Annotated in this window: 12 protein-coding genes; 2 read left to right on the top strand and 10 right to left on the bottom strand. The window is 60.7% G+C overall.

Annotated elements, in window-relative coordinates; genetic code table 11:
- Nucleotides 1-193 precede the first annotated feature (193 nt).
- From HX875_RS02510 to HX875_RS02490, 5 genes are all read right to left on the bottom strand, one after another.
- The gene (locus HX875_RS02510; RefSeq protein WP_177041359.1) at nucleotides 194-7,171 is read right to left on the bottom strand and encodes an NEL-type E3 ubiquitin ligase domain-containing protein; all 6,978 of its coding nucleotides are present in this window, start codon (nucleotides 7,169-7,171) and stop codon (nucleotides 194-196) included.
- A 124-nt stretch (nucleotides 7,172-7,295) separates the two neighbouring features.
- Complete coding sequence (locus HX875_RS02505) at nucleotides 7,296-13,304, bottom strand: dermonecrotic toxin domain-containing protein (RefSeq protein ID WP_177041357.1); 6,009 nt, start codon at nucleotides 13,302-13,304, stop codon at nucleotides 7,296-7,298.
- Nucleotides 13,301-13,657 (bottom strand): hypothetical protein, encoded by a 357-nt coding sequence (locus tag HX875_RS02500; protein ID WP_177041355.1) that lies wholly within the window; start codon nucleotides 13,655-13,657, stop codon nucleotides 13,301-13,303. Before HX875_RS02500 ends, HX875_RS02505 begins: the two co-directional genes overlap by 4 nt.
- Before the next feature lie 107 nt (nucleotides 13,658-13,764).
- Entirely contained in the window at nucleotides 13,765-14,070 is a 306-nt protein-coding gene (locus HX875_RS02495; RefSeq protein ID WP_177041353.1) for a chaperone modulator CbpM, read from the bottom strand.
- 2 nt (nucleotides 14,071-14,072) lie between these two features.
- Nucleotides 14,073-15,020, bottom strand: coding sequence for a DnaJ C-terminal domain-containing protein (locus tag HX875_RS02490; RefSeq protein WP_177041351.1), 948 nt, complete (start codon nucleotides 15,018-15,020; stop codon nucleotides 14,073-14,075).
- 288 nt (nucleotides 15,021-15,308) lie between these two features.
- Between HX875_RS02490 and HX875_RS02485 the strand changes: the two genes are divergently transcribed.
- The gene (locus HX875_RS02485) at nucleotides 15,309-16,577 is read left to right on the top strand and encodes an Hsp70 family protein (protein WP_093202293.1); all 1,269 of its coding nucleotides are present in this window, start codon (nucleotides 15,309-15,311) and stop codon (nucleotides 16,575-16,577) included.
- A 117-nt stretch (nucleotides 16,578-16,694) separates the two neighbouring features.
- Here HX875_RS02485 and HX875_RS02480 read toward each other — a convergent pair whose 3' ends face one another.
- From HX875_RS02480 to HX875_RS02470, 3 genes are all read right to left on the bottom strand, one after another.
- Nucleotides 16,695-17,708: an AI-2E family transporter gene (locus HX875_RS02480; protein WP_003217402.1), complete on the bottom strand. Its 1,014-nt coding sequence runs from the start codon at nucleotides 17,706-17,708 to the stop codon at nucleotides 16,695-16,697.
- Nucleotides 17,709-17,891: 183 nt separating this feature from the next.
- Nucleotides 17,892-18,206: a PsiF family protein gene (locus tag HX875_RS02475; protein WP_177041349.1), complete on the bottom strand. Its 315-nt coding sequence runs from the start codon at nucleotides 18,204-18,206 to the stop codon at nucleotides 17,892-17,894.
- A 71-nt stretch (nucleotides 18,207-18,277) separates the two neighbouring features.
- Complete coding sequence (locus tag HX875_RS02470) at nucleotides 18,278-19,066, bottom strand: AraC family transcriptional regulator (RefSeq protein ID WP_177041347.1); 789 nt, start codon at nucleotides 19,064-19,066, stop codon at nucleotides 18,278-18,280.
- Nucleotides 19,067-19,163: 97 nt separating this feature from the next.
- Between HX875_RS02470 and HX875_RS02465 the strand changes: the two genes are divergently transcribed.
- The gene (locus tag HX875_RS02465; RefSeq protein ID WP_177041345.1) at nucleotides 19,164-20,051 is read left to right on the top strand and encodes a DMT family transporter; all 888 of its coding nucleotides are present in this window, start codon (nucleotides 19,164-19,166) and stop codon (nucleotides 20,049-20,051) included.
- A 123-nt stretch (nucleotides 20,052-20,174) separates the two neighbouring features.
- On the opposite strand, the gene HX875_RS02460 is transcribed toward HX875_RS02465, so the two are convergent.
- Nucleotides 20,175-20,480, bottom strand: a complete 306-nt coding sequence (locus tag HX875_RS02460; protein WP_177041343.1) for a DMT family transporter — start codon at nucleotides 20,478-20,480, stop codon at nucleotides 20,175-20,177.
- A gap of 1 nt (nucleotide 20,481) precedes the next feature.
- Nucleotides 20,482-21,123, bottom strand: a complete 642-nt coding sequence (locus HX875_RS02455; RefSeq protein ID WP_177041341.1) for an FMN-dependent NADH-azoreductase — start codon at nucleotides 21,121-21,123, stop codon at nucleotides 20,482-20,484.
- Between the last annotated feature and the right edge of the window lie 62 nt (nucleotides 21,124-21,185).

The following is a 21,185-nucleotide window of genomic DNA, read 5'->3' as shown; positions in this document are numbered from 1 at the left end:
GACAACCTCGTAATGAGTAAGGTTGCCATCTTATGCAGTGGTTTTTTGAAGCATGTGATAACTATATAGCAGGGCTCGATCAGAGCAGCTCACGCGGATTGGACGCCCCTTTCCGTGCCTCCACGTCCCTCCTGAAGACGCACGTGTCCAGGAGGAACGCACCGCGGCATCAAGCCTCCCGATGTGAAAAATATTACGTGAACAACGTTTTTATCATCTCGTCGGAGTATTGGTAATTCATGCGCAGTTCTGCCCCCGCTGGAATATCTTGCGTCGCAAATACCACTGGCAGGGTGTAGTCCTTTCTTTTTGGTGTGGCGCTCTCGCCCACTCCCAGCATCAGGTCCGCCTCAATCTCGAAGGACACGGCTTCCACGTTATAGCCCTGGGCAGCCTGGCGTAGCGGCTTGCCATCCGCGTCATATTCCAGAACCGTGTTTATTCTGGAAAGGATGTTGTCTCCCGACAGGAAGATCGGCTCACTGGTGAGCACGTCTATCTTGAGGGTCGGCCTGTCGCCGACACGCATGGTGTAGGTGTGCCCTTCGGACCCGAAAATTCCTGTGGGAAGAATGGTCCCGCCATACACACCGACTATTTCGCCTTTGGCGATACGCCGGTTGGCAACGACCATGTTTTGTCCTATCAGGGACTTTTCTTGCGGCACCTGCATATCCTGCTCAATGAACGCGCGCACCTGCAGTTTTTCTTCATACAGCGCGCCGACGCCCTCATATCCTTCAAACTTGATGTAAGGCTTGATGGGCTCTGAGGTGTAGTGAGTACCGGACTCCAGGGTGATGCTTCTCTCCAGCTTGCGAATACGCACCGGCCTGCCCTGGAGATCTCTCAACGGGTACTTGCCGTTGTTGGCACGTACGTAAGTCCCCGGCGGGTGTTGCCTGACCGTAAAGTGAATTTGCTGCCTCATGGTGCGAAGTTCGTCTGACGTATAGGGCGCCGCCGCCATGGATTCCACGGCCTCCTCAAATTCACTGTCAGACCCGCCGCCCGCCAAGCCTCTGCGCGTCCAGCCTCCCGCCACCTCCGGCTTGGCGACAATGCCGCTGCTGACCAGTTCGTAGGGGTTATTCGGGTTCTGCACCCACAACAGATAATGCTGACCGTCGCCCGCGTCCGGCATGCTTGCAATAAAATACCGTGCCTTGTTGAACTCAATGGCACGCGCCTGTGAAAGCTGCAAACCCGGCACCGCGTCGGCTTCAACCAGCGCCTCAAGGGGTTCCCGGGGGAGCCGCATTTCGGCGATTTCCTGGCGGGTCAGCCTGCCGATCAGTTCGCCCTCCTTGATTGCCAGTTGCGCATGCAGGTCATCGGCTTTCTCTTTGTAGACGGTCGCCGACAGTTCCTGGGCCTGCTGTTTTTCATGCAGCGCGGCCAACTGTTGCTGGTAAGGCTCGCCTTGGGCATCGAACTGCGAGCGGTATTTCCGGGTGACATAGTCTTGCCAGAATTCCCGAGACAGCAGCGCCTGAAACTCTTCGGCGGAGTTATCCAACGCGATCACCTTGGCATAGGCACCGTCCAGCATCGTGGGCGTGACCCCCGCCATGCCGATGAACGTGACGTGCTGTGGCTGCCCCGGTAATTGCAGGCGGTCCTTGAGGCCGTAGCGATAGGCCAGACGGATTTCCACCTCCTCTGCCAAACGCTGCCTATGGGGCAGTTTATCGGCCGTGGACACGGCAGGGTCGTTGACGATGGCTTCGCTGCGCTGGATGTCCGCCGCCGCGATCTTGTCGACCTCATGCAAACGCAACAGCCCCTTGGACAACTCGGACAACTGTGTGCCCAGGGTCTGATCCATGGCCTGCGTCCGGGCCTTGTAGAGCAGGGTCCTGACCTCCAGGTTACTGAACGAATACGCAGCACGGTCGCAGCAACCCGGCTCGCCGGCCAGGTCGAACAGTTCCTTGCGCAGGCGTTGGGACTCGGGGGTGTTTTCGCTGATGCTGTCGATCACCTCCCAGACTCGGCGCCGCAGGTCGCTGCTGTCGGCCTTCGTCAGGTCCAGGCGCTGCAGAATCTCGAAGAAAGGTGCCGCGCCTTCCTGCTCCTGCAATACACGCCATTGGGCGCGGCGCAGCGTGACTTGCTCCCCGGGCAACCCAAGGACCCAGCGCTGGAACGGGTTTTGCGAAGCCGTGCCCACTGGCGCTCTGGTCGAACTATTCAGTGCCGTGGCGACCAGGCGGCTGGGGTTATCCGGAGTCGCCAGCCGGGCCTGTTCAAGGCGGGCACGGTAGGCGCTCACCTGTTGCACAGTGGCCACCGACAAAGGGTTATTGCTCACGTCGGTCACGTTATTCACCTGGGCCATGCGGCCCAGGTTCGCCTCTGACGGGGCGATGACCGCATCCGGGATCGTCGTGATCTGGTTATTGTTCAGGTATATCTCGTTAATCCCCGTGTGCTCGGTCAGCCCGGCAGGCCACGTATCAATGCCGGTATTTCTCAGGTCCACCGTACGTATGTCAGTCAGCAGGCTGAAGTCCGGTGCCAGGCCCAGCGGGTTGTTATACAGCCACAAGGCCCTGAGGGTGATGCGCCCAGACAGGATGCCGACGGCTGTCGGGGTCAGCCGGATCTGGTTGCCGTTCAAGGTCAAACGAGTGAGGCCATTCATTTCGCCCAGCGCCAGCGGCAATGCCAAGAGTCGGTTGTTCGACATATCCAGCCAGCGCACCTGTCGGAATCGCGTGAGAAACCCTTCCGGCGAAGCATTCAGGCCCATGTTTTTCAGTTTGAGCGAGCCCACATGGCTGAAATCGACATCCAGATCCGGCAGGCTGGGCAGACTCAGGCCACTGAGGTCCAATTCATAGCCGATCGGTGTACCGTCGAAGGCGCTCACCTGCTGGCCTTCCTTGCGCCAGCACTGGAGGATCCGTTGCCGCGCCATGAACCTGTCGTCGGCGGCCGAGAAGTTGAGGCCCCGCTCCGAGGTGAGAACGTAATGCTGATTCGTACCGCCCCCCGAAAACGCCCAGGCGTTCAGCTGTCTTTCCAGCGTGTCAAATTCCCGTTCGATCTTGAGCAGGTCGTCTTCTGACGCCCCCCAGATAAACCGCTTGAGTTGCGCAATGGTTTTCTTCGGATAGATGCGCCGAAACCTTTCAAGCCTGGGGTTGGGGCTGTCAAACGCGTCGAGATGCTCGGCGTTCATCAACTCGGGCCGCACCAGGTCCAGGCGTTTCCAGTAACGGTCAAACTTCATCCAATAATCGGAGGGAAATTGATTACCGTGAAGCAAGGTCACGTTGTTGATCCTGGCCATCGCTTCCAACTGATCGTCCAGCGGGTTGAGGTGTGAGGAGGGCGCTTCCCTTAGTTGGTTGTAACGCAAGTCGAGGAGCTGCAGGCCCGTCTGATGTTGCAACCCCGTCGGCCACTGAGCCAGTTGCGTGTTGCTCAACCTCAGCTTCTTCAAGCGGTTCATGCCACTGAAGTCCGGGGTCAGGCCCAGCGCATTACCCGACAGGTCGAGTTCTTCAAGGTTGCCCAAGGCGCCCAGTGTTGCGGCGCTTTGCGGGGTCAAGCGGATGCGGTTGGAGCGCAGATTCAACAAGGTCAGGTTGTTCATTTCGCCGATCACATCAGGCAGCTCGGTGAGCCCCACGCTGATAATGCCCAGCTCTTTGACGTGGGTGAAACGCTTGATAAATGCTTGAGCCGTATCGGACCACTTGATGCCATACAGCTCAAGCGCCCGAACATGGCTGAAATCTGCATTCAGCACCGGTAACTCCTGCTCAGGACCTGCGTGCAACGAGAGGGTGTCGGTCTTGCGGCGCCAGCAGCTTTCGATCCTATCGGCAAAACCGCGCGCCCAACCTCCTGCACGGTCATACGCAGTCACCGGATTTTTCGGGGCATTGGCTCGCACCCAGACCTGCAGGTCACGTTGGAGGGTTTTGTATTCGAGTTCCAGCGCCGTCAACCTGGCGTGCGGGTCGGGCGCCAGTGAAGCAATAAAGTGGGTGAGTTCTGCCTCGTTTAAGGTCGGATACAGTACCCGGGCCCGGGTTTTCGCCCTGGCCCGCGAAGAGCTGAAAACGTCGGCGACCATCTTTCGAATACCGCTACCGCCCAACAGACGCATGGAGGGGTCGTAGGCCGGTTTACGCACAGGATTGGCCAGCAACACAGCACGCAACTGTTCGCGAGGCAAGGGGGAAGCTGTAACGGCCTGCTTTAACTGGCGTGCGTCGGTCATCGCCAAGGCCTGACGCTGCGCGACAGACAAGGCATCCCAGGCAGCGGCGTAAACGTCCCCGGGCATGGGCGCCTCAAACAAACCGTCTTCCCTCAGGACCAGCGTCTTGACCTGCACCGCGTTGGGGGAACCGATCGCATCCAGCAGCGGCCCCGTGGCCGAATATTGGCGCAGTTCCATCCGCGTTCCTTGCGGCCATCCAGGCAACGTTTCCACGCTATGCAAGGCCAGGCGCAGGCTGTCCAGATTGCCCGGCGTGTCCAGGTGAAGCCCCTCATAGGCACGCGACACCCGCACTTCCTGCTCATACCACTTCGCTTGCTCGATGCGCGGAGGTGGCAACAAGCCGGTGTCGTGAAACGCCTGCTGCGCTTCGACCGTCAACCCGCTGAGTAACTGCTCAGCCACTGACGTCGGCAGCATGGGGTGGCTGGCCATCACCCTCTGCACGTCGGGATCGACGGAGGCAGTCAATGCCTTGTAACGCTCTTCAATCAACGCGCTTTTGAACGTATCGACGGTGTCGGCGATGTGCTGACGTAATTTACCCGCCCGTACCGCCTGCGCGTCCAACGCACTGCCCGGGACGTCCTTGAGCTGCGGATCAATGCCCTGCAACGTGTTCAATACTTGCTCAAGTAACTGCCCCCGAATCAGTTGCTCGTCCGTGAGTACGACCACTCGCGTGGGCCAGGACGCCAGCGCCTCACTCTGCCAGAGCACCCTGCCGTGACTGGCCAGGACCCGCAACGCCACGTCTGTGGGCAACATGCCGTGTCGCTGCATAATCTGCAGTTGCAGCGCCGGATCGGCCTTGGCGTACTCGGCAGGTTCAGCGCTGCTCATTTGCTCGACAAAGGTCGTCAAGGCTTGATGGGCCTTGAAGCGCTCGAGGGTGTCGTTGAGCATCAGGGGCACCGGCTCATGCTCGACAACCGCCTGACGCAACACGTCATCCTCCACACCGCTGGCGGCGCGGGCTTGCTCCAGCCGCTCGGGACTAAGCGGCGTCTGTTCAAGCCCCAGGCGCCTGATCAAAGTCTGACGGTCCCAGGTCAGCGGCGCGTCCACCTCGTGGCTCCAGACACCGGCATGGTTATGCCCAAGCTGCGGTTGATAAGCATCGGCTCGGGTGGGGTGGCGAATATGATGCTGCCCTGTTTCAGCGTCCTGTACGACACGGAAATAATCGCCATCGAGGGCCAGGATGGTCTGGCCGTTGTGCTGGTAAAGCCCCAACTCATCCGGCGTTGCATCGGCGCCCAACTCAATGGGCACCTTGTAAGGCGACAGGTCAGGGTTCCACAGCAGCTGCTTGCCCGACGCCAGGGTGACGGGCCTCAGATTGTCGACCATTCCCGCTGTGTTGATACTCGGCAACACCTTGGCCCCGACGCCCAGCATCGCGACATTGAGAGCAACGCTGGAAAAGTGTGCCCACATCGTTTTCACATCGCCTCGCTCATAGGCTTCGATGCCTTCATACACTTCAAAGCACATCTGCGTCGCACCCACGAGCAGCATGACCGGGCCCAGCCCCGGCACGACAAAAGCGGCGAGATTGAACACGCTGATCACCGCATCCACGTAGCCCTCCAGTCGCGCGATCCGTGCCTTTTGGTCTTCATCCCCGGTGGGCACCGCGACGGCGCGGGCATCGGCCAGAATCTTGCGCACCTGCGCCTTACGCAGTTGTTCCCACAGGTTGCCGTTGATGCCCGTCTCCTCTATGGGCAATCGCTTGGGCGTTGCCGCCAAGGGGTAATCACCCGCCACGCCGTTACCATTGGCGGGTTTGTACAGCAGGTTGAATTGCCGGAAAAACCTGCCCTGGTCGCCCTGGGGCACGAACCGGCTGAAAAAGCGCCGGTACGACACACCGTGCAAGCGGGTTCTGAGGTCGGCCATGAACTCGCTACTGGACGCATACTCCTTGAGCGGTTGCTGTGGGTCATGGGGAATGTGTACCAGCAGCCGCTCGACCCTGTCAGAGTCGAGACGCGCGGGGCCAATCAGCAAGGGCCCCACCAGCACGCTGCCGAACACCTTCAGCGCGGCAAACGTCACGGGTTTGCCATCGAGAGTGGCCTTGCCCGGGTCAGTGATGACCTGTTGGATCATGCGATAGCCGTCGGCGCTGATCCCCCATTCGGGCTGGTGCATCGCCACCTCGGCGCTCAGCGCCAACAGTTGTCGCTGATGCTCTCGCAATTGAGTTTCCAGAGCGGCGCGCTGGCTGTTATCCGTGGGTTGGACAATCGCCTTGAGGTGCTTCTGATACAAACCGCCCAAGTCCAGAGTGCGGCACAGCTGGGCAAACTCATGGGGGTTTATGGCCAGGGCGGCACCTTTGATCGCCTCGGGGCTCGGGATGATTTCGCCGTCATACGCGCTCCAGGTTGTGATGACCTGGCAATCTGCACACTCACTGGCTTTTTCTTCGTCGGGAACGAAATTGGCCAGGGCCGCCTCCAGCAGGGAAATACCCCGGTACTCAAAGCGTTGCGACGGGCCACGGTGCTGGTCGAAGACAAACGCACCGCCCAGATCGCCGCGAGCGTTAACCTCATACTTGCTGGCGAAATAGACGTTGTTGACGTCCAGATCCAGGTTGAAGCGTTGCTTGATGGCGTCTTTAAGCGGCTGCTCGGCAAACGCCTTTACGTCCCTGATCTCGCCCAGGGTGTTCTCGACCTGGTTCAGGGCCTCGCGATAACGGGTATGGCTGTCAGCCAGGTCAGCCTTTTGCTGATGGGTGGCGTTCAGGTACCAGTTGGGCAGTTCCATCTGGTGGTTGGCGAGTTCTTCCTGGCGCCGGTTCAAGGCCCCGAGAAACCAGGCTGGGACGCGGTTTTTGAGAAAGTCGTAATGCACACCCCGAAGGTCAACGTTGAACGTGCCTTCGGGGGTGGGGTTAATGGGTTGTTCTGACATATCGGGCCATCCATGACGGGCTGTAAAGAATCCAACCTATCGAATTGCGCTGCCTGAACGTCCCTAGATATGTAGGTGAATCAAAATGCTCACCGGCAATGAACGACACCTGACGCAGGTGTACTTAGAGCGGATGCTTTTCCAGCAGCTCTCGGCTCAACGTCTCGATCAACTCGGACTCTTCTATCTGCCACTGCGCTGCCAGCGTATCGGCCTGCTCGGTATAAGCGCTGCCCGACAGTTCGCCCGATGAAGAGCGATCATGCAGGCTGGCCTGATGCACATCAAACGGTTTGCGCTTCGCCTCGAACTGCGGGCGGTAGGTGTTGGTCACATAGTCTTTCCAGAAGTCCCGCGCCAGCAATGCTTGAAATTCCGCCGGGGAGTTGTCCAGGGCAATGACCGCGTCGTACGCCTGATTGAGCATCGGCGCAGTGACTTGCCCCAGCTGGATGAACCTGGCCTGGCTGGGCGCCGCCGGCAGCTTGAGGCGGTCCTTGAGGCCGTAGCGGTAAGCCAGGCGGATTTCGACTTCTTCCAGCAGGGCAATGCGGGCATCTTGTTCCAGAAGCGTCAGCCCCGGCGTGCTGCGGATCGCCGCCGTCCGACGCTCGATATCCGTCAGGGCCATTTTCTCCACTTCATCCAGGCGGAACAGCCCACGTGCCAACTTCAACAGCTGCGCCGCCTGCTGCCCCTGCTCTGCCTGGGACTCGGCCCGGTAGACCAGCGACATGATCTCCAGATTGCTGAACGACAAGGACGCACGGTCACAACACGCCGGGCGTCCCGCCCATTCGAACATTTGCTCGCGCAATGCTTCAGACTTGACACTGTCCTGGGTAATCGTATCGATGACCGCCCACACCCGCTGCTGCAGATCTTCTTCGCCAGCGCCGGCGTTTTCCAGGCCCGCGAGCAGGTTAAAGAACCCGTCAGCTTTCTCATGCCTGGCCAATGCTGACCATTGCGCCTCGCGCGTCGCCAGTTGGTCCGCTGGCAGGTCGACAGTCCAGCGCAGGATTTGCATAGAAACCTGAGGGTTCGGTCGAGTCGGCACGCCGGCGCCCACGGAATAAAACCTGAAACCCGATTCAGCCCGGTTACGTGCCAGGTCAGGATGCTCTCGCTCAAGGCGATCCCAGTAATCATTCAGCCGTTGCTGGGTTGCCTCGGACAGTGGGTTGTTGGCGAGGCTTGTTACGTTATTGGTCCGTGCGATCCGCTCCAGGTTTTCAGCCGAGGGTGCCACCACGCTGTCGGGAATGGTGGTGATCCGATTGTTGTCCAGCACAACCCAATCGAGCGACGGTTGCTCAAACAAACCCACCGGCCACGCCTCAAGTTGCGTATTGCCGAGAGCGAGTCCACGCATACCGGTGATTGCGCTGAAATCCGGCGCCATGCCCAGGGGATTATTCTGCAGCGACAAAACTCTGAGGGTGGTTCGCTCGGACAACACTCGTGCGGTTTCAGCGGTCAATCGAATGCGGTTGAAGCTTAGATTCAGGCGGGTCAGGCCGTTCATGTGCTCCAGTGCCTGGGGCAGCCGTGTCAATTGGTTGCCCGCCATGTCCAGCCAGCGCACGTGCCGAAATCGCGTCAGAAAACCGTCCGGCGAACTGCTCAGCTCCATTTTCCTCAACTTCAACGAACCCACATGGCTGAAGTCGGCATCCAGGTCCGGCAGGCTCGGTAACCGCAGTTCGCTCAGGTTAAGTTCCAGGCCGATCGGAGTGCCGTCGCTAGCCAGTTGTTGTGCGGTCTCGCGCCGCCAGCAGCGCAGGATGCGACCCATCGCCTGGTACCGATGCTCTTGGGCAGCGTCCGCTTGTACTACCCGTCGAAGCGCCCTGTATCTTTGCGACTCGCCCACTCCGGAGAATGCCCAAGACGACAGCTGGCTGTTCAACCGCTCGTACTCTTGCTCCAGGGCTGCCAATTTCGCCTCCGCCTCCGCCTGCTCCAGCGGTTGCAGGAAGGCTTGCACCTGCTCATCGTCGAACTCGGGGTACAGATCGCGAACCCGGGTGGCCAGCGGGTCCAGTACCTCAAAGGCGCCGGGCTGCCCGCCCACCAATAGCTCCGGCCGCGTATCTGTCAGCCGTTGCGAATACGCCTTGAGCTGCTGATAGCCGTCCAAGGAAAACGGATTTCCTTGCAGCAGGGTCACGCGATTGATGCGGGCTTGCGCCTCCAGTTGTTCAGGCGCGGGATTGAGGATGGCGGGCGGCACTTCCCGCAATTGGTTGTTGCGCAGATCCACCAGTTGCAGGTTCGGTTGTTCCACAAGCCCAGTGGGCCACTGGCTGATGCCGGTGTCACTCAGGTTGAGACTCTGCAATTGGCGCAGCCCGCTGAAATCCAGCACGCGCCCCATCAACACATTTCGCTGCAGGTTCAGGGTTTGCAGCGTACTCAACCCCTCCAGCAGGGCGATATCCCTTGCACTCATGGGAATCAGGCAGTCACTCAAGTCCAGGTGAGCCAACTCTTTCATGTCGGCAACCGCCTCGGGAATACGGCTAAAAAACGCGACCTTGATACGCAGGCGCTTGAGCCGGGTAAACCTCTTGAGGAACCCACCGGCGCGATCCTTAAAGGTCGAACCATCAAGGACCAGTTCCTCAATATGGTTGAAGCTTGCGTTCAACGGGGGCAACTCTCTCGCCAATTGCAGGTTCAGTGTCGTACCACTGCGACGCTGCCAGCAGCGCTGGAGCTTGAGGGCGATGGCCTGTCTTTCCGCGATCTTCCAGCGGTGGTCGCCAGGTTGTGAGGCCGGCTCTTGCACCCAGGCCGACAACTCCTGTTTCAAGGTCGCAAACTCGCCCTCCAGCCGGCTCAATTCATTACGGGGAGAGCCGCCCAGGTTTTGCAGAAATGCATCGGCTTCACCCTCGGTAAAGTCGGGGTACAACTTGATGATCCGACCGCGTGGTGTGCGCAACAGGCTTGCCAGTTGCTGACGCAGGGGCATGCCACCGATCAGCCGCGAACCGGGCGCAAGATCAGGCTTGAGCACCCGCTGTTCATGCAACACCGACCGCAAGTCATCCCGTGGCAACGGCGCCTGTTCCACGGCCTGTTTCATCCGCAGGCCATCGCGCAAGGTGAAACCCAGGGCCTGCCGTTCCTCGGGCGACAGGTAGGACAGCACCGCGCAATACAGGCTGCCGGCACCGTCCTGGGCAAAGCCGGAGCCATCGTTGACCGACAACACGCCCCGCACTGGCGACTGCGCGTCGCCGATGCTGTCCAGCAGCCGGCCCTGTGGCCCGCCTTCTCGCAATTCAAACCGCGCCTGCGCCGGCCAGCCGGGCAGGGTTTCAAGGCTGCGCAACGCCAGCCGTTCGCTGTCGACACCGGCGGAAATATCCAGGTGCAGCCCTTCATAGGCCCGGGTCAGGCGCAGCTCCTGCTGGCACCACTGCGCCCACTGATCGATCCGTGGCGGCAGTTCACCGGGGCGGCCGAGGGCTTCCAGTTCCGCCTCGGTGGCGTGTTCCAGCAGTTGCTCCACCACGGCGTCCGGCAGGTGCCGGTAGCGCGCCTTGACCCGCCCGATCAAGGGGTCGGCGGCCGTATTCTGCGCATCGTAGAGGGATTCAAAAAGCGTCAGCCGGTTGTGCTGCGCATCGGCTGCGATCTCTTTGCGCCACGCGCGGGCCCTCTCGGCCACGCTCATCTGCGAGGTCCCGGGCACGCTGCTCATGTCCACTCGGTTGGCCTTGAACAGAACCAGCATGCTCTCCAGCAACGAGCCCTGAGTACGGGTGTCTTCACTGACCACAAACGTGACGCGCTGGGAGCTTCCTTGCGGCCCGGGCGGGTCTTCCCAGATAACCTTCATCCGGCTGTCCAACACCCGCCAGGCCGGCTTCTGCGGCAACAGGCCCTGGCTGCGCATGATTTTGAACTGCAAGCCCAGGTCCGCCTGGGCGAAGACTCGGGGATCATCACTGGCGATCTGCTGCGCGAAGGTTTCAAGGTCATGCTCGATACGAAAACGGCTGAGGGTGTCGCTGAGCTGCGCCGACGGCCGATCCTGCTCGACATACTGGCGGCGCAAGGTGTCGTAGTCGGCACCACAGGCCGTGCGCACGCGCTCAAGCTGGGCATCGCTCAGGGCCTGGGCGCGATACCCCAGGCGCTGCATCAGGGTCGGGCCGTCCCAGGTCAGCGGGTCTTCAGCGCCATGGGTCCAGATACCCGCTCCGTTGTGTTCCAGGGGCACCGCGTAGCCATCGGCACGGGTTGGATGGGGAATTTGATACTCGCCACTGACCGGGTTTTGTTCCACCACATGGTTGCCGCCGTCGAGGGGCAGAATGTGCTGGCCGTCATGGCGATGCAGGCCCAGCTCATCGGGCACTGACTCGGCGGGAAGCTTCACGTCGCTGCGATAGGGCACAAGGTCCGGTTTCCACAGGCGTTGCTCGCCGTTGGGCAACTTGACAGGCTGAAGTTCGTCGATCAACGGCGGCGTCTCAACCTTGGGCAATTTCGCCAGGCCCTTGCCGACCCCGGCCATCAGCCCCAGCATGGCCAGGTTCTGTGCCACGTCGATCAGGTGCTGCCGAGCGGCCTCGCGGTCACCCTGTTCCCACTCCATCACCCCTTCGAACGTCTCGTACAGCAGTTGCTCGACCATCACCGCCATCATCACTTCGCCCAGCACCGGCACGAACATCGACAGCAGGCCAACCGCCGCAAATCCGCCTTCCAGCCAGTGCGCAAGTTTCTGTGCGCGAACCCGCGCATCCACATCGGCGGTGGGCACGGCCTGGTGACGCGCATCGGTAATGATCTTGTCGCGCCCGCTCTCATACAAGTCAGTCCACAGGTCGACATTGGCCGACCACAGCCCATGCCGGGCGACGACCATCGGCTGCAGTTCAGCCCCCGCATCGGTTTGGCGTGTGGCCGTTTTTTCCGGCGGCCATTCCTGAGGCTTGAGCAGCATCGACGCGAGCGGGTTCGTCACGTCGAAGACGCTCTGGAACACCGGCGACTTCACGACGGTGCTGAGCATTGAAGTGGCGTTCGACTCGGCCCGGGTAAACCGACTGAAGTAATACGGGTGCTTGGCGGCGTCGACAAACTGGCTGAAAAACCGCTGATAACGCGTGGGTTGCGGGCCCGTCGCCGCCGTGACCTGGGCCGGGTCCGTCGACAGCAATTGGCGGGTGAGTTCTTTCTTCAAGTCATCAAAGCGGTTGTAACGCTTGAACGGATGCTCGGGATCATGGGGCACGTAGACAATGGAGACTTCGCCGTAGCGGTATTTTTCGGTGAGCTCGAACGACACGCAGCCCTTGAGCTTGAGCCCCATGACACTGAGCGAAGAAAACCACACCGGCTTGCCGCGCAGCGTAGGGTTGCGTTCGCCGTTAATGACCTGCAGCACCATGGCGTAGTCATCCGCCTCGATGTCTTTCTTGACCAGGGCCATGTAGGCCGCCGCTTTCATCGCATCCTTCTGGCTGGTGATGATGGCCTCGCGCAGGACGGTGTCGACGTGCGCCTCCTCGGTCCCCAGGTTGTCCTTGAGGTAGGCCTGGTACTGCGCGCCAATATCCAGGCTGCGGCACAAGTTGATGAACTGCTCGATAGTCAACGAGCTACTGACCGGCGCACCGTCCTTGGTGACGAATTGGGACGCCTCGTCATAGAAGTCCGCGCCGCCTTCGTCCGCTTCGAAGTTGTGCAAGGCCGCGTGCAGGAGCGAGACGTTCAACACATTGAACTCCCCGACCTTGAGGTCAAACACCCCCAATTTCACGGACTTTTCCAGCTTGATAAAGGTGTCGTCGACATCCAGTTCAACCTTGAAACGATCCTTGAGCGCCTTGACCAGTAGCGGTTTGGCAAACGCCTCGACCGCCGGCACGTTGGCCATGCGGCCATCCACCGCTTGCTGCGATTGCAGGCTGGTGCGGGTGTAGCGTTTCAGGGTCTGGCGTTGCTCGGATGTCAGGCCCTGGAACCAAGGCAACTGATCAAACGCATTCACCTGCTTCTCCAGACGCTGTCGGGCAAATGCCTTGATCAGCCACTCGGGCACTGCATGGGTAATAAAGTCCTGATTGGACAGGGACAGGTCCGGAGTGCTTCCTTGCCGTGATGTCATGCTCGCGCGCTCTGCACGTTGAATGAGGGTTGCAAGCCCAATGCCCTTGAGCACCGTTCCGGCCCCCCTTGGCTGGATAGTCTGGTGGCCCACAGGATCTGGTCGGTCAACGCCACGAATCGGGCGAAGAATTGCTGATGCTCCGTGGGCTCGACCATGGTTGGGCGACCGAGGCCCGGTTTGGGCCAGTTTTTCAGCCGGCGCGTCAGCTCCTGCTCGAACGGGTCAAAGGTTTCATAACGCTTGATCGGGTGTTCCGGGGCGGCGTGGATCAGGCTCTGGGGAATGGCAGCCTTGATGTGTTCGTAGTGACGGCGCTGAACGCCGGAAACGGGCGTTTGAGAGGTTGGCATACACACCTTCCTTGGAAGAGGAGAAAGGTGATTACCTTAATCACCCACCTTCCAGGGCCGGGCGTAACTATGTAGCGGACAGGTAGCGGGCAGGTAGCGGGCAGCGCTTACTCGACGACGAGGCGCCCCAACCGCTGCTTGAGCATCTGGTTTTCGGCCCGCAGTTGCTGCACTTCTTCCAGCAGGTCCAGCGCCAGGGCGACGCCTTCCCATTCCAGCTCCAGGTCCTTTTGCAGCGCCGACGCACGCTTGGCCAGGGCCAGTTCGTAATCGGTGAAACGCCAGGACTCCGGACTCGTCCCCACCGGTTCAACAATGCCGTGCTCGACGATTTCGATCACGTAGGCCACCGACAGATCGGTGGCCTCACAGAATTCTGCCATGTTCACTTGAACCAAACGGGGACTGCTCATCGTTAGCTACTCCATGATTCTCTTGGATCGAAGGCGGCTTTTTGTGCCAGTTCCTGCCACAACGCCTTGACCTCGTCGTCGGTGTTTTTCGGCATCACCGCCTTGAGCTGCACAAACAGGTAACCGCGCTGCCCGGCCTTGTTCAACAAGCCGTGGCCCTTGGCGCGCATGCGCTGGCCGTTCTGGCTGCCGGCGGGCACCTTGAGGTTGATCTTGCCAGTGAGGGTCGGCACCGCCACCTCGGTACCCAGCGCGAGCTCCCACGGGGCCAGCGGCAGGGTGATGATCAGGTCTTCGCCTTCCACATCGAATTTGGGGTGCGGCGCGAACTTGATGATCAAGTACAGATCACCTGCGGCCCCACCGCCAATCCCCGGCGCGCCCTGGCCCTTGAGGCGGATGCGCTCGCCGTCGGTCACACCGGCCGGGATCTTCACGTTCAGGCTCTTGGTGGTGTTGCTGACGTGCTGGCCGGCCGCGTTGTACTGCGGCACCTGGAAGTTGACCTGCTTGGACTCGTTGGACAGGGTCTCTTCGAGGAAGACCGGCAGTTCCATTTCCACATCTTGCCCTCGACGCCCGGCACTGCGGCCCTGGGCGCCACCAAAACCGTTGCCGCGGGAACCGAAGATCGAGCTGAAGAAGTCCGAGAAGTCGCCGGTGTCCTGGCCACCGCCGCCGTAGCCGCCACGGCTCTGCCAGCCTGGCGGGCCCTGGAACGGCTGGCCATGCTGGCCGTATTTGCGCAAATCGTCGTATTCGGCGCGCTTGTCGGCGCTTTTCAACGCTTCATAGGCTTCGGACGCGTCCTTGAACTTGGCTTCAGCGTCCTTTTCCTTGCTCACGTCGGGGTGATATTTGCGCGCCAGCTTGCGATAGGCGGCCTTGATCGTCTTGTCGTCGGCAGTCGGCTCGACGCCGAGAATCTTGTAATAGTCTTTGAAGTCCATCGGGGGTTTCACCGTCCGTTATCGATATCGCACTGCCAGCGTCACAGCATGCGCCTGTTTGCGGCGTCTGGATTGACCGATCTCAATCTTGTGACCGAAGGGTGCGTCAGAAGTTTATCGGCGCTGCGGGCAGAATCCTGCAGCCACCAACCGTATGGAGGGGATTTGGGGGCAAACACCGGGCTTTCAAGGTAACAAGTGTGCTGTATTTAGCGGATAGTCGGCCTACGCATCTGCACGCGGGTGGCATACACTGCGCGGCCGTTTTTCAACCGGAACCCGATTGACATGAAAAACCCATCCCCAGCCCGTGCCTGCGGTATCGACTTCGGCACGTCCAACTCCACCGTCGGCTGGATTCGTCCCGGCATGGAAACGCTTATCGCGCTGGAGGACGACAAGATCACGCTGCCGTCGGTGGTGTTCTTCAACTTCGAAGAGCGCCGCCCGGTGTACGGCCGCCTGGCCCTGCACGAGTACCTGGAAAACTACGAAGGCCGGCTGATGCGCTCCCTCAAGAGCCTGCTGGGTTCCAAGCTGATCAAGCACGACACCAGCGTATTGGGCACGGCGATGCCGTTCACCGACCTGCTGGCGCTGTTTATCGGCCAGCTCAAGAGCCGCGCAGAGACCACCGCCGGGCGTGAGTTCGACGAAGTGGTGCTGGGCCGCCCGGTGTTCTTCGTCGATGACGACCCGATGGCCGACCAGGAAGCCGAAAACACCCTGGTGGACGTGGCCCGCAAAATCGGCTTCAAGGACATCTCGTTCCAGTACGAGCCGATCGCCGCGGCGTTCGACTACGAGTCCACCATCGAGAAAGAAGAGCTGGTGCTGATCGTCGACATCGGCGGTGGTACCTCCGACTTCTCCCTGGTGCGCCTGTCGCCCGAGCGTCGCCAGATCGACAACCGCCACGACGACATCCTCGCCACCGGCGGCGTGCACATCGGCGGGACCGACTTCGACAAGCAACTCTCCCTGGCCGGCATGATGCCGCTGTTCGGCTACGGCAGCCGCATGAAGAGCGGCGCCTACATGCCCACCAGCCACCACATGAACCTGGCGACCTGGCACACCATCAACTCGGTGTACTCGCAAAAATCCAAGCTGGCATTGGGCAGCATGCGCTACGACATCGAGGACACCGGCGGCATCGACCGCCTGTTCAACCTGATCGAACAGCGCGCCGGGCACTGGCTGGCGATGGAAGTGGAAGAAACCAAGATCCAGCTGACCCAACAGGACAGCCGCCATGTGCTGCTGGACCGGGTTGAGCCGGGGTTGAGCGTGGAATTGAGCCGGGCGTTGTTCGAATCGGCCATCGACGGCCTGCTGGAGCGCGTGCGCAACAGCGTGACCCAGTTGCTCAACGATGCCTCGGTGGACGTGGCCCAGGTGGACACGGTGTTCTTTACCGGGGGTTCCAGCGGGATTCCGGCCCTGCGCCACAGCATCTCGGCGATGCTGCCGAATGCGCAGCATGTGGAAGGCAATATCTTTGGCAGTATTGGCAGTGGCCTGGCGATTGAGGCCAGCAAGCGCTACGGCTACTGATTACACGGCTTGTGTGGCGAGGGAGCTTGCTCCCGCTGGGGTGCGAAGCGCCCCTAAAAACTGGGCCTGCTACGCAGTCCAACGGGAGCAAGCTCCCTCGCCACAAAAAGCGGATCGCTACACCATCCCCGCCAGCTTCAACTCACTCTTCAAGTACGCGTAATAAATCGGCCCCGCCACCACGCCCGGCAGGCCGAAGGCGGCTTCGAACACCAGCATCGCCAACAACAATTCCCACGACTTGGCACTGATCTGCCCGCCGACAATCCGCGCGTTGAGGAAATACTCGACCTTGTGGATCACGATCAGGTAACCCAACGCCGCCACCGCCACCCAGATCGACAGCGACAAGGCCACGATGGTGATCAAGGTGTTGGACATCAGGTTGCCGATCACCGGCAGCAGGCCCAGCAGGAACGTCAGCACGATCAGGGTCTTGGTCAGCGGCAGGTGGATCCCGCACAGCGGCAGCACCACCGCGAGGAAGATCGCGGTGAACGCAGTATTCAGCGCGGCGATCTTGATCTGGGCGAAGACGATGTTGCGAAAGGCCTGGACCAGCAGGTGCAGGCGATCAAACAGGGCAGCCGCCAGGGGTTTGCGCTTGGTGAGGTCCGGCACGCGTTGCAGGGCGATGATCGCGCCCAGCACCATGCCGATCAGCAGGGTCACGAACATGTGCGCGGCGTCTTTGCCCACCAGTTGCAGTTCGCTGAGGTGTTTGCTCAGCCATTCGCCAATGGCCACGCGGAACTCGGCAGCACTGGCCGGCAGGTAGGCGTCAAGGAACGGCGGCAGTTGGCCGCGGGCACGGTCGACCACGCCCATGAATTTATCGAGGGAAGCCCCAGGGTTTTCCGCTTCGTGGAGCAGGAAGCTGATGGCCCCGGCAAAAATCAGGGTCAGGATGCTGACGATCAAGGTCCCCAGCAACGCCACTGCCAACCAGCGCGCACGCCGGCCTTCGATCAAGCGCTGCAACTGCGGGGTGAGCATGTTGACCAGCTCATACACCAGCAGCCCGGCCAGCAGGCTCGGCAGCAACTTCAACGGCAAAACCAGCAGCAGCCCGCCAAAAATAAGCACGCAACTGACCAACAACAACACGTGACGCTGAGAAAACGTTGGCATACAGCCTCAAAACGAACGGCGTTAAAGGATGGGCAGTCTGCCAGCCTTGGGGAAATCAAGCGAGAAGTCTAAACGCGGTCCAATGTGGGAGCTGGCTTGCCTGCGATGGCGGTGGGTCAGTCAGCAGAGGCATCGACTGTCAGATCGCGATCGCAGGCAGGCCAGCGCCCACAGGTTTGTGCATTATTTCTTCAGGCAGGTGCTCATAAAGGTTTTACGCGCATCGCCGGTCAGCGCCTGGGTTTTCGCCGTGGCGTTGCAGTCTTTCATCTTCTGCTGCTGTGGGGTGAGGGTCTTGGCGTCGTTGGCGGCCGGGGCGGCCGACAGGCACGTTTTCATGAATGCCTTGCGATCATCACCGGTCTTGCCACTGGTCTTGGCTTCGGCGTTGCACGAGGTCATTTTTTGTTGCTGAGCCGTCTGTGCGGCAGTCGCGGCAAAGCCTTGAGAACACAACAGCAAGCCCATCATCAACAGCGGAATACGCAGCATCTTCATGGAGTTTTCTCCCTGTTACCGTGCCGAGGGGCACGGCCTCTCCAGCAGTGTAGTCAAACCCTGTTACACGTTCACCTGCTGCGGATATTCGTCCGACGGTACTGCTCCGGAGTGCAGCCCGCCTGGCGTTGAAACATGGCGATGAACGCCGAGGCGGTGCTGTAGCCCAGGTCAAACGCCACTTCCTGGACGCTGCGCGAGCTGTCCAGCGCTTCGATGGCCACAAGAAAACGCAGGCGTTGGCGCCATTCACCGAAACTCATTCCCAGTTCGCGTACGAATTGCCGGGCCAGGGTGCGCTCGCTGACATGTGCCTGTTCCGCCCACTGGGCCAGCGCGCGGTTATCGCCGGGATCGGCCTGCATGCCCTCCAGCACGCCGAGCAGCCCGGGATGGCTGGCATACGGCAGGAAACAATCATGCACCGGGGCCTGCCGGAGCTGGTCGACCAGCACCTGGGCCAGGCGCACATCGGCTTCATTCTCGGGAATATTCACGTCGCGCTCGGCGAAGTCACTGAGGATCGCCTTGAGGATATCGCTGACGCTCAGGGTGCACGGCTGCGCCGGCAAGTGCTCGCACAGCGCGGGCGCCAGGTACACCGAGCGATAGACAATCGCCTGGGCGTTGTAGGAGCTGTGCTGGGTGTTCGGCGGGATCCACACCGCGTATTGCGGTGGCGACATGAAGCGGCTGCCCGCTACTTCAAAGCGCATCACGCCACGGGCCGAGTAGTCCAAAGAGCCCCATGCATGCTGGTGGGCGCTGGCGTGGGTGTCGGCCTCGAACTCCGAATATCGGAAGTACACCGGGGACGGCAATTGGTCGAAATCGGGAAGGTTGATGTACTTCTTGAGCATATTGTCTGGATACAAAGGTCGGATGGCTGGATCGAAGTATAGGCTTCGATCCAGACAAAGGATAATTGGCCTTCATAGACGCAACGGGTTCCTTTCCATGCAATACGCTTATCCGTTACTGGCCATTTTTATCTGGGCCGGCAATACCGTGGTCAACAAGCTCGCGGTGGGGACGATTTTTCCCGCCGAGATCGGCTTTTATCGCTGGCTGCTGGCGGGGTTGCTGTTTACCCCGTTCATGCTCAAGCCGGTCATCGCCAACTGGCCGCTGATCCGCCCTAATTTGGGCAAGATTTTCATCCTCGGCGTGCTGGGCATGGCGGTGTATCAGAGCCTGGCGTATTACGCCGCGAACCTGACCTCGGCCACCAACATGGGCATCATCCTCTCGCTGATGCCGCTGATGGCCCTCACCGCCGCCATCATCAGCCTCGGCCAGCGCCTGACCTTTGGTGCCCTCACCGGTGCCGTGCTGTCGTTCGCCGGCGTGGTGGTGGTGGTTTCCGCCGGCAGCCTCAGCGCCCTGCTGCAACACGGGCTGAACCTGGGTGACGCGATGATGCTGGTGGCCACCCTCGCCTACGCGGTCTACAGCACCCTGCTGAAAAAATGGCAGCTGCGATTGCCGCCGCTGGTGTTGCTGTATTTGCAGATACTGGTGGCGGTGGTGGTGCTGTTTCCACTGTTCCTGTTCTCCGACAAGGCCGGCCTTGGCTGGTCGAATATCCCGCTGGTGCTGTATGCCTGCCTGCTGGCCTCGATGCTTGCGCCGTTGGCATGGATGCATTCGGTGAAAACCCTGGGCCCGAGCCGCACCACGCTGTTTTTCAACCTGCTGCCATTGATCACCGCACTGATTGCCGCGGTGGTGCTGAAGGAGCAGTTGGCGATGTATCACCTGGTGGGTGGCTTGCTGACGTTGGGCGGGGTGATTTTGTCGGAGCGCTGGACGACGCCGGTTCGCAGCAAGGTCAGTGTTGCCTGATCTGACGCCATCGCAGGCAAGCCAGCTCCCACATTTGATCGGCATTTAGCCGGACAACTCGGTCCAGTGTGGGAGCTGGCTTGCTGCGATGAACGATAACCCGGCCTGCCGGTTGCCATGACGCTACTTAAGCCCCACCACACCGGCGACGATCAGCCCCACCGACACCAGCTTGACCAGCGTCAGGCTCTCCCCCAAAAACATAAAGCCGAGAAAGACCGTGCCCAATGAGCCGATGGCCGTCCAGATCGGGTAGGCAACACTCACCGGCAGCTCACGCATGGCCAGGGTCAGGAAATAAATTCCGCCCACCGCCGCGATGACCGTGATCAACGATGGCCACAGGCGGGTGAACCCCTCGGCGTACTTCATGCTCATGGCGAACGTCACTTCGAACCCGGCCGCGATCAACAGGAAGAACCAGGACACGTCAGAAGCTCCCGGCCAGATCGCGCAATTGGCCCTCAACGGCGTCACAGGAACGGCGGAACACCTGCGGATCAGACTCCTCGCCCTCGGCCGCAATCACCGTGACGTCGGTGATGCCGATAAACCCCAACGCCGTTCGCAGGTGCGGATCGGCATGGTTCATCGCCTCGTTTTCACCGCCCGGGCCAAAGCCACTCCCGCCGCGACTGGTGATGATCAGGGCCTTTTTGCCCAGCAGTAACGGCTGGTACTGGGCGATGCCCTGGCTGTCCTGGGTGATGTCCACGGTGTGGCCCATGCGCACGACCTGGTCGATCCAGGCCTTGAGGCCGCTGGGAATCCCGAAGTTGTACATCGGCACGGAAATCACCAGCAGCTCATGTTCGATCAACTCGGCTACCAGCTCATTGCTCAGCTGCAAATCGGCGTGCATGGACAACGGCATCGACTGCGGCTCGGGGTGGAAGCTGGCGGCAATGAACGCTTCGCTGACATGGGGAATCGAGGCACGGCCGACTTCGCGGCGGGTCAGGTACGCGTCGGGGTTCGCGGTGTGCCACGCAGCGAGAAAGACCTCGGCCAGGCGCCGGGAATGGGAACGCTCACCACGGGGACTGGAATGGATCGCAAGCATTTTTTTCATCTGTAGACCTTCACGCGCTAGACTCAGGCAACCTGAATGGCTGCCTCTGCTGCAAACAAATC

It is taken from the genome of Pseudomonas yamanorum, from assembly GCF_013386765.1.
GTDB lineage: Bacteria > Pseudomonadota > Gammaproteobacteria > Pseudomonadales > Pseudomonadaceae > Aquipseudomonas > Aquipseudomonas yamanorum_A.
This window is presented reverse-complemented; position numbering and strand designations above follow the sequence as displayed.

Excerpts from the sequence above, each read along its gene's own strand:
- HX875_RS02490 (WP_177041351.1), bottom strand. The coding sequence starts at position 15,020 with ATGGACTTCAAAGACTATTACAAGATTCTCGGCGTCGAGCCGACTGCC.
- HX875_RS02495 (WP_177041353.1), bottom strand. The coding sequence starts at position 14,070 with ATGAGCAGTCCCCGTTTGGTTCAAGTGAACATGGCAGAATTCTGTGAG.
- HX875_RS02480 (WP_003217402.1), bottom strand. The coding sequence starts at position 17,708 with ATGCCAACGTTTTCTCAGCGTCACGTGTTGTTGTTGGTCAGTTGCGTG.
- HX875_RS02455 (WP_177041341.1), bottom strand. The coding sequence starts at position 21,123 with ATGAAAAAAATGCTTGCGATCCATTCCAGTCCCCGTGGTGAGCGTTCC.
- HX875_RS02470 (WP_177041347.1), bottom strand. The coding sequence starts at position 19,066 with ATGCTCAAGAAGTACATCAACCTTCCCGATTTCGACCAATTGCCGTCC.
- HX875_RS02465 (WP_177041345.1), top strand. The coding sequence starts at position 19,164 with ATGCAATACGCTTATCCGTTACTGGCCATTTTTATCTGGGCCGGCAAT.
- HX875_RS02485 (WP_093202293.1), top strand. The coding sequence starts at position 15,309 with ATGAAAAACCCATCCCCAGCCCGTGCCTGCGGTATCGACTTCGGCACG.
- HX875_RS02505 (WP_177041357.1), bottom strand. The coding sequence starts at position 13,304 with ATGACATCACGGCAAGGAAGCACTCCGGACCTGTCCCTGTCCAATCAG.
- HX875_RS02510 (WP_177041359.1), bottom strand. The coding sequence starts at position 7,171 with ATGTCAGAACAACCCATTAACCCCACCCCCGAAGGCACGTTCAACGTT.
- HX875_RS02500 (WP_177041355.1), bottom strand. The coding sequence starts at position 13,657 with ATGCCAACCTCTCAAACGCCCGTTTCCGGCGTTCAGCGCCGTCACTAC.
- HX875_RS02475 (WP_177041349.1), bottom strand. The coding sequence starts at position 18,206 with ATGAAGATGCTGCGTATTCCGCTGTTGATGATGGGCTTGCTGTTGTGT.